At 72.3% G+C, this 7,888-nt stretch carries 6 protein-coding genes; 3 read left to right on the top strand and 3 right to left on the bottom strand.

From position 1 onward, the window contains the following. The 3 genes from VFE05_22970 to VFE05_22960 form a co-directional block, all read left to right on the top strand. On the top strand, positions 1-2,684 hold a 2,684-nt coding region (locus VFE05_22970), incomplete at its 5' end, for a hypothetical protein (GenBank protein HET6232958.1). A gap of 155 nt (positions 2,685-2,839) precedes the next feature. Further along, entirely contained in the window at positions 2,840-3,454 is a 615-nt protein-coding gene (locus VFE05_22965; GenBank protein HET6232957.1) for a TetR/AcrR family transcriptional regulator, read from the top strand. A 425-nt stretch (positions 3,455-3,879) separates the two neighbouring features. Beyond that, positions 3,880-4,035, top strand: a complete 156-nt coding sequence (locus VFE05_22960; protein ID HET6232956.1) for a hypothetical protein — start codon at positions 3,880-3,882, stop codon at positions 4,033-4,035. A gap of 93 nt (positions 4,036-4,128) precedes the next feature. Here the strand turns inward: VFE05_22960 and VFE05_22955 are convergent, their stop codons facing one another. The 3 genes from VFE05_22955 to VFE05_22945 all read right to left on the bottom strand — a co-directional run. Further along, complete coding sequence (locus VFE05_22955) at positions 4,129-4,992, bottom strand: alpha/beta fold hydrolase (GenBank protein ID HET6232955.1); 864 nt, start codon at positions 4,990-4,992, stop codon at positions 4,129-4,131. A gap of 231 nt (positions 4,993-5,223) precedes the next feature. Then, a complete protein-coding gene (locus VFE05_22950; GenBank protein ID HET6232954.1) occupies positions 5,224-7,095 on the bottom strand; it encodes a hypothetical protein in 1,872 nt (623 codons plus the stop codon). Further along, a partial coding sequence (locus VFE05_22945) for a hypothetical protein (GenBank protein HET6232953.1) occupies positions 7,092-7,888 on the bottom strand: 797 nt, incomplete at its 5' end. The genes VFE05_22950 and VFE05_22945, both read right to left, overlap by 4 nt.

Below are 7,888 nucleotides of genomic sequence, written 5' to 3'. Positions count from 1 at the left end.
GCACGGCCACGCCGCTCTGGTTCACCGAGGGCATGGCCGAGTACCTGTCGGTGGGGCCGGTGGACGCGCACACGGCCATGTGGCTGCGCGACGCGGCGCTCACCGGCAACGTGCCCAGCATCGACGAGCTGACGCGCAACCCCAGCTACTTCCCGTACCGCTGGGGCCAGGCGCTGTGGGCCTACATCGGCGGGCGGTGGGGAGACGCGGCCATCGGGCAGATCCTGAAGCAGGTGGGCCAGGGCGTGCCGTATCCGGAGGCGTTCCAGCGCATCCTCAACACCCCGCTCGACGAGATCTCGGCAGATTGGCAGTCGTCCATCCGCCGCACGTACCTGCCGCTGCTGACCGAGCGGCGCGAGGCGCGCGAGCAGGCCACGGCGCTCATCACGAACAAGAAGCGCGGCGGCCGCGTGAACCTGGCCCCGTCGCTCTCGCCAGACGGCAAGACGCTGGCGTTCCTCTCGGAGCTCGACTTCCTGGACATCCAGCTCTACCTGGCAGACGCGGCCACCGGCCAGGTGACGCGGCGGCTGGTGAAGGGCACCGCGTTCGACCCGCACTTCGGCAGCCTACGCTACATCAGCTCGTCCGGCACCTGGTCGCCAGACGGGCGGCAGTTCGCCTTCTCGGCCCTGCGCGAGGCGCGCGACGAAGTGGTGATCCTGGACGTGGCCAGCGCGCGGGTGCTGCACGAGTACCCGATCCCCGGCGTGGGCGAGATCAACAACCCCACCTGGTCGCCGGACGGGTCGACCATCGTGGTGAGCGGGCTCAAGGGGGGGATGACGGACCTGTACGCGGTGGACGTGGCGTCGGGCACCTCCCGGGCGCTCACGAACGACCGGTACGCCGACATGCAGCCGTCGTTCTCGCCAGACGGGCGCACGCTGGCCTTCGTGACCGACCGGGGCACGGGCACCGACCTGGACTCGCTGCGCTTCGGCGGCTACCGCGTGGCGCTGATGGACTACGCCACGGGCGCGATCCGGGCGGTGCCGGCGATGGCGGGCCACAACAACATCGATCCGCAGTGGACGGCGGACGGGCGCAGCCTCTTCTTCGTCTCCAACCGCACGGGCATCCCCAACATCTACCGGGTGGACGTCACCTCGGGCGAGCTGCGGCAGGTGACGAACCTGTTCACCGGCGTGAGCGGCATCACCCCGCTGAGCCCGGCGATCACGGCCTCGCGCAGCGGCGACCGGGTGGTGTTCACGGCGTACGAGCGCAACTTCGGCTTCAACATCTACTCGCTGGACACGCCGCAACGGCTCGCGGGCACGGTCGTCCCGGCGTCGCAGGCGCAGGTGGCCGACGCGGTGCCGCTGCCGGCGGTGCTGCCCCCGGCGCCGCGGCCCACGGAGCCGGCCTTCAACCGCGTGGGCGCGGCGCTGGCGAACGCGACCTACGGCCTGCCCAGCTCGTCCGAGGCGCTGGCCTACCAGACGGTGCCGTACCGCCCGCGGCTTGGGCTGGACTACCTGGGCCAGCCGCAGGTGGGCGTGAGCACGGGCGGCGGCATCTACGGACGCGGCGGGCTGTACGGCGGCATCAGCGGCATCTTCAGCGACATGCTGGGCCGCCACACCATCTACGGCACCCTGCAGGCGCAGGGGCAGCTGGACGAGATCGGGTTCAGCGCCGTCTACCTCAACCAGCAGCGCCGGTGGAACTACGGCGTGGCGGCCGAGCGCGTGCCGTACATCGCCGGCGCCGCCACCGCCTCGGGCTTCGACCCGGCGTCTAGCGAGCTGCGCGACCAGCTGCTGCTGTTCCGCTACTTCGACACGCGCCTGGGCGGCATCGCGCAGTACCCGTTCTCGAATGTGCAGCGGGTGGAGTTCTCGGGCGGGTTCCGGCGCATCTCGCAGGACATCCAGATCCAGGAGTACTTCTGCCCGGCCGAGCAGCAGGCCGACGGCAGCATCGCCTGCGTGGGCAGCGAGGACTTCCGCACGCGCAAGCAGCACCTGCCCTCGTTCAACCTGGTGGAGGGCTCGGGCGCGCTCATCTACGACAGCTCGCTCGAGGGCTACACGTCGCCCTTCGCGGGGCAGCGCTACCACTTCGAGATCGCGCCCACGTTCGGCACCGGCCGCTTCGTGGAGGCCACGGCCGACTACCGGAAGTACTTCTTCCTGCGGCCCATGACGCTGGCGTTCCGCGGCCTGCACTTCGGGCGCTACGGGCGCGACCAGCGGCTCTTCGGCGACCAGTTCCTGGGCTACTCGTTCTTCATCCGCGGCTACGACTACAACAGCGTCCGCGACCAGTGCAACAACGAGGTCCAGACGGGCAGCAACAACGGGCGCGAGTGCGTGGTGCTGGACCAGCTCTTCGGCAGCCGCATCGGCGTGGGCAACGCCGAGCTGCGCGTGCCCATCCTGTCGCGCCTGGTGGGCGGCAGCGGCCTCTCGCCCATCGAGGGCATCGCCTTCGCCGACGCGGGCGTGGCGTGGGGGCAGACCACCAACGCCAGCAGCGGCGCCCTGGTCAACACCAGCCCGGTCTTCCGCCGCGGCCTGCAGGACGACCTCACCAAGCGCGGCATCCTGACCAGCGCGGGCGTGGGCGGCCGCATCAACGTGTTCGGCTACGTGATCGTGGAGGCCGACTTCGTGAAGGCGTTCGAGCGCGACAAGGGCTGGCACTGGCAGTTCGCCTTCCAGCCCGGCTTCTGATGCTCGGCTGAGGCTCGGTTGATGGCCGGCTGAGCTCAGTTGAAGATCGGCACGAGCTGCCGGGATCGCCGGGCGGGACGGGAGATGTGACGAGGGCCGGGGCGGCGACGCTCCGGCCCTTGCCGTCTCCGGCGTCCGCATCCTATCCTTCCAGCATGAATGAGCCCTCACTCAGCACCGGGCGCGAGGTACGCAAGCGCGCCATCCTGGACTCGGCCGTGCGCGTGTTCGCGGAACACGGCTTCTTCGCGGCGCGCATCCGCGACATCGCCGCGGGCGCGGGCGTGGCCGAGGGGACCATCTACCTGTACTTCGACGGCAAGGACGACCTGCTGCTCACCGCCTTCCGCGAGAAGGTGAACGAGTTCTGCGCGTCGGTTCGTGACGTGCTGCCCTCGGAGCTGCCCTTCCCCGAGCGCCTCGCGCGCTTCGTCCGCCTCCAGTTCGAGAGCATCGAGGCGGACCCGGCGCTGGCCACGGTGCTGCTGCTGGAGTCCCGCCAGTCCAGCAAGTTCTACGGCGGCGCCGTGCGCGACGTGCTGAAGTCGTACGCCACCGCCATCGACGAGCTGCTGGCGAGCGGGAATGCGCAGGGGGCGCTGCGCGACGGGCTGGACGTGCCGCTCGCCCGGCGCATGCTCATCGGGTCGCTCGAGGAGATCGAGCTGGAGTGGCTGCTGGGCGACCGCTCGCGCCCGCTGGCGCCGTACGCGCCCCGCGTGGCGAACGCCTTCTACCTGGGCCTCGCCCCTCCCGGCACCACCGCCTGACCCTCGCCGGCCATCGTCGCCCCGGGATTCGCGGAGATGCTCGGCCGATGTCCATCGACCGACCGTTACGGCGCTTTCTCAATGGATGAACGGCCGACGAACCCGACTTCCGTCCGAGATGCTTGTCGGTAGATGCGTGTCGGTGGATGCTCGGAGGTTGACGCCCGACCTCCGATGCTCATCCCCGAACCGGTGGTCGGCGGATGCGCGGCGGGGATCGGCGGCCGGGTGTAGCACGGCGGACGGACATCTCCCGTGCACACGGAATCGTGGCCGGGCGCTGCTGGACAGGCGGGGGGCGAGCCGCTATCATATCGCACGATCGACCTCCGGGGAGCGCGCGGGTGCGCCGCCGAACGGACGTGCGGAACCGAAACGAGCCACGGGCCGGCGCCAAGCGCCCCCGGGCGGACCCGAGTAGAGCCATGGCCGACATCAACGTCCAGCAGCAGCCTGCCAACGCGCCCGTCGAAGACGACTACACCACGATGGAGGTCGTGCTCTGGGTGATCGGCATCGTGCTCATCCCGCTCGTCCCGATCCTCATGGTGACCTTCCTGACGCCGTGGAGCGGCATGTAAGGACGTCCCGCCGGAAGATGGACGACAAGAGGCCCGCGCTCTCAGCCGAGAGCGCGGGCCTCTTCCGTTGCCGGATCGTCGCCGCCGAGTGCGCTATGGCAGGGCCTGGAGCCAACGGATCACGGCGTCCTGCAGCGCGATACGGCGGTCGGACCAGCCGTGGTCGGTCGCGAAGTGGGCCGTGGTCACGCGCCTGTTCCCTCGCGCGCGCACGAGCGCGAGCAGCGCGTCGGCCTGGGGCGCCAGCCCGTCGTCGGACGTGAGCACTAGGAGCGGCGTAGCCTCCAGGCCGGGAGCGGCGGCGGCGAAGCGCCAGCGGGCACCGTTGGCGATCAGCTCGTCGGCCATCTGCTCCGCGGTCGTCCCGGCGAGCGTCTCCATGTTGTCCGCGGCGAGCGCGACCACGTTCGTGCGGGGCTGGCTCCCCGCCAGTCCCATGTCGGCGGCGGAGATGAGGATCGCGCCGCTCAACCGGTGGTCCCGCGAGGCGGCCAGCACCGTCACCCATCCGCCCATGCTGTGCCCGCCCAGCACGAGCCGGCCGGTGTCGATTCCCAGCGCCCGCGCGTTGGCCGTGTCGCGGACGAACCGGAGCACCGCCGCTGCATCCTCCAGGTTCTGCGCGAAGCGGAACGAGCCGGGGCTTCCCCATGAGCCGCGGTAGTTGAACGTGACCACGTTCCAGCCCGCGCGCCGCACCGCCTGCGCCAGGTCCAGGTTCTTCTCGTTCCCGGGCAGCCCGTGGGCGAGCACCAGCGTGGGATGCGCGCCCGCGCCGGCTGCGAGGTAGGCCACCCCGTTGATCCGCACGCCGCCCGATGGGATGTGCAGCACCTCCATCCGCGCGGGATGGGCGGCATCGCGCGGCGGATCGGTGAATATGGCGCTCGATACCTGCTGGGCCGAGAGTGGGGCGGCAGCAAGGAAGAGCGCCGCGACGGCAGCGAGGATGCGCATGCGGAACCGTTGGGAGAGGTAGACGAGACTACGCGTCGGCCGCCAATCATACGCGTCCTGCAACGTGGGCGGAAGCGCGGCGGACACGAACGGCACGTGCCACCCGGCCGATGGCCGAATGGCACGTTGGTGACGAGGAGCCGGAGCATGCCGCTCGTCGGATCCCGAAAGCGGGAGGGAGAGACCAGGCGAACGGCGAGCCGCCGAATTCGGAGGCTCGCCGTTTTTGCGTCAGGGCGTCTTGACCACCGGGTGCGGACGCGTGCGGCGGGGGACGGGCTGCGGCTTGCCGTTCGTGTCGCGGGTGGAGGCGGCGGGCGGGCCGTCGGTCGCGGCGGTCTGCGGGTGCGCGGGGCGGCGCGCCGGGGCCGACGTGGGCGGGCGCGGAGCGGCCTTGCACGTCGCGCACGGCTGCGGGGCCTGGGCGGCAGCCGTGGCGGCGAGCGGCGTCTCCGGCTCGGGGGCCGCTTCCGCGGCAGCGGCCAATGCGGCGCTCTCGCCCTGCTGCGCGAGGCCGCCCAGGTCGCCCATCTCCCCGCCCCACACGCGCTGGCTCCGGAACACGGTGGAGCCCGCGGCCACCTTCACCGTGCCCATGTCCAGCGTCTCCGCCACGCTCCCATCGCCCGCCAGCACCTCGATGCGCACGCGGTGCTCTCCAGCGGGCAGCGAGAAGCGGGAGACGGAGATGCGGTCCGGCAGCAGCGACCAGCTGCGCGTGTCGGCGCGCTCCAGCGCGTTGCCCGCCGCGTTGGCGATGCGCCCGGCGAGGAAGCCGGCGAACTCGCCACCCTTCTTGTCGGCGTGGCGCTCCAGCTCGCGCGTCACGAGGTACTTGGCGATCCCCCGCCCCACCATGCGCGTGAACATGAGCGGCCGCGTGGCCTCGAAGCTCCGCACCATGGCCGACGAGAGGTCCTGCACCACGCGCGGGTCGCCCGTCATCGGCTGCGCCTCGCCGCTGTCCGCCACGACCACGCGCAGGCGCTGCGGCGCGCAGGCCTCCATGCGGTACACGGGCCAGGCCATGCGCAGGATGTACGCACCGCCCAGCGCGTCGGCCACCTGGTAGCCGCGGTCCTCGTCCGCCGCGGAGCCCCAGACCGACTGCTCCAGCAGGTTGTGGATGAGCCGCCCGCTGATGCGCGCCGCCGCCGCGCCCCGGAACGCATCGTCCCGCCCATCCAGGCTGTCCATCTCCTCGCGGGCGATGGGCACGTGGATGTCCTGTGGCGCGCGGTGCGCCACCCACCCGTGCTCCACCAGCACCACCAGCTCCCCCGTCCCCGCTCCGGGCGAGGCGGGGAGCGCCGTGAGCTTGTAGCGCGCCCGCGCCGAGTCCGCGACTTCCCTCACGCCCAGCACCCGCGCGGTGTGGAAGAGGTCGGTGCCCAGCTCCGGCGGCGCCCCGCCCGCCCCGCGTCCCGAGCACGCGTCGAAGGCCCGCTCGGCGCCGCGGAACGAGACCAGTGCGTCGTTGCGGTCGCCCGCGGAGCGGTAGACCAGCCCGGCGAGATACTCGACGAAGCCCTCGCCCGCGCATGGCTGGCGCTTCCCGTCGTCGTTCAGCCCCGACACCAGCGCGCTCGCCTTGCGCGCCTCCACCAGCGCCTCTTCCTGCTGGCCGAGGGCCAGGTAGTTGAGCATCCGGTAGTACGGGATCATCGCCATCTCGGGCCGCGCCGGGCGGTAGTCCGACACCCCGTCGTTCACCAGCAGCGTGCCCGCGGACTGGTGAAAGCTGCGCGCGTAGCGGTCGTCTGCCGCGCGCTCGGCCCACTCGAACGCGGCGTTGCTCTCCGCCCATCTCCCGGCGCGGTGGAAGACGAGGCCCAGCTGGAGCTTGCGCAGCAGCTCGTCGCGCGGGGCAGTGCCGGCGTGCTCGGCCAGCAGCATGGCGGCCGAATCGGGCTTGCCCGCCATCAGGTAGTAGCGCAGCCATGCGTCCGTCTGCCCCAGCGTGCGGCTCAGCAGGGGCGAGCCCGCGGGCAGCGTCTCCGGGCTGGGGCGCGCGGGGTAGCGGGCGGCCGTGGCGCAGCCCGCCAGCCCCGTGGCGAGCCCTGCCGCGGCGAGCAGCCGGGCGGCCGCGGCGAGGGTTCTCATCTGCGGTGCTCGAGCACGACCACGCGCTCGCGCGCCTCGGCGATGGCGGCCGCCAGGTGGCCGTACGCCTCGCCCTGCACGCGGATGGTCTCCAGCTCCATCTGGTGCAGGAACATCAGGTAGCGCAGCCGTGCCTCGATGGGCCGCAGCTGCTTGTCGAGCGCGCGGGCGATGTGCAGCGTGGTCTCCGGGTCGTTGGGCCGGATCACGTCGGCGCGGTCGTAGCGGTCCAGCGCGCGCACGAAGTCGCCGCGCAGCGCGAAGTCGTCGCCCTGGCGCAGCAGCGCGTCCGCACGCGCGGCGGCCTGCGCGTCCCTGCCCGCGTCCGCGGTGGACGAGACGAGGCGGAGGCCCTGCGGCTCGCGGTAGGTGTAGCTGCGCACGCGGCCGCCGTCCATGGTGACCATCGCCACCTCGCTCACGGCGTCGTGCGGCGCCTGGTCCGGGAAGCGGCTCGCGAGCGTGCGGACCGAGCCCCCGCCGCGCGCCTCCCACGCCTCGGGAGTGGTGCCCGTGGCCGCCATCACCTGCGCCTCGGTCATCCCGACCGCCAGCTCGCCGCGCGCCATGGCCGCGCACACGCTGCCGGAGCAGGCGGACGCCGCGGCCGCGATGTTGTCGGCGCTCTCGGCGATGCGGGCGCGCTGGGCGTTGCCGGCCGCGTTGGCGCGGGCCACGGTGTGATCCACCTGGCTGGGCACGCTGCCGCCGTTCTCGATCACGGGGCGGATGGGCTGCATGCGGGGCCCGCACGCCGCCGTGAGCGCGAGCGCCGCGGCCGCCGCCGGAATTC

This window comes from Longimicrobiaceae bacterium (assembly GCA_035696245.1).
GTDB lineage: Bacteria > Gemmatimonadota > Gemmatimonadetes > Longimicrobiales > Longimicrobiaceae > DASRQW01.
This window is presented reverse-complemented; position numbering and strand designations above follow the sequence as displayed.

What these genes read in the sequence shown, in the direction of transcription:
- VFE05_22960 (HET6232956.1), top strand. Translation starts at nt 3,880, where the DNA reads ATGGCCGACATCAACGTCCAGCAGCAGCCTGCCAACGCGCCCGTCGAA.
- VFE05_22955 (HET6232955.1), bottom strand. Translation starts at nt 4,992, where the DNA reads ATGCGCATCCTCGCTGCCGTCGCGGCGCTCTTCCTTGCTGCCGCCCCA.
- VFE05_22950 (HET6232954.1), bottom strand. Translation starts at nt 7,095, where the DNA reads ATGAGAACCCTCGCCGCGGCCGCCCGGCTGCTCGCCGCGGCAGGGCTC.
- VFE05_22965 (HET6232957.1), top strand. Translation starts at nt 2,840, where the DNA reads ATGAATGAGCCCTCACTCAGCACCGGGCGCGAGGTACGCAAGCGCGCC.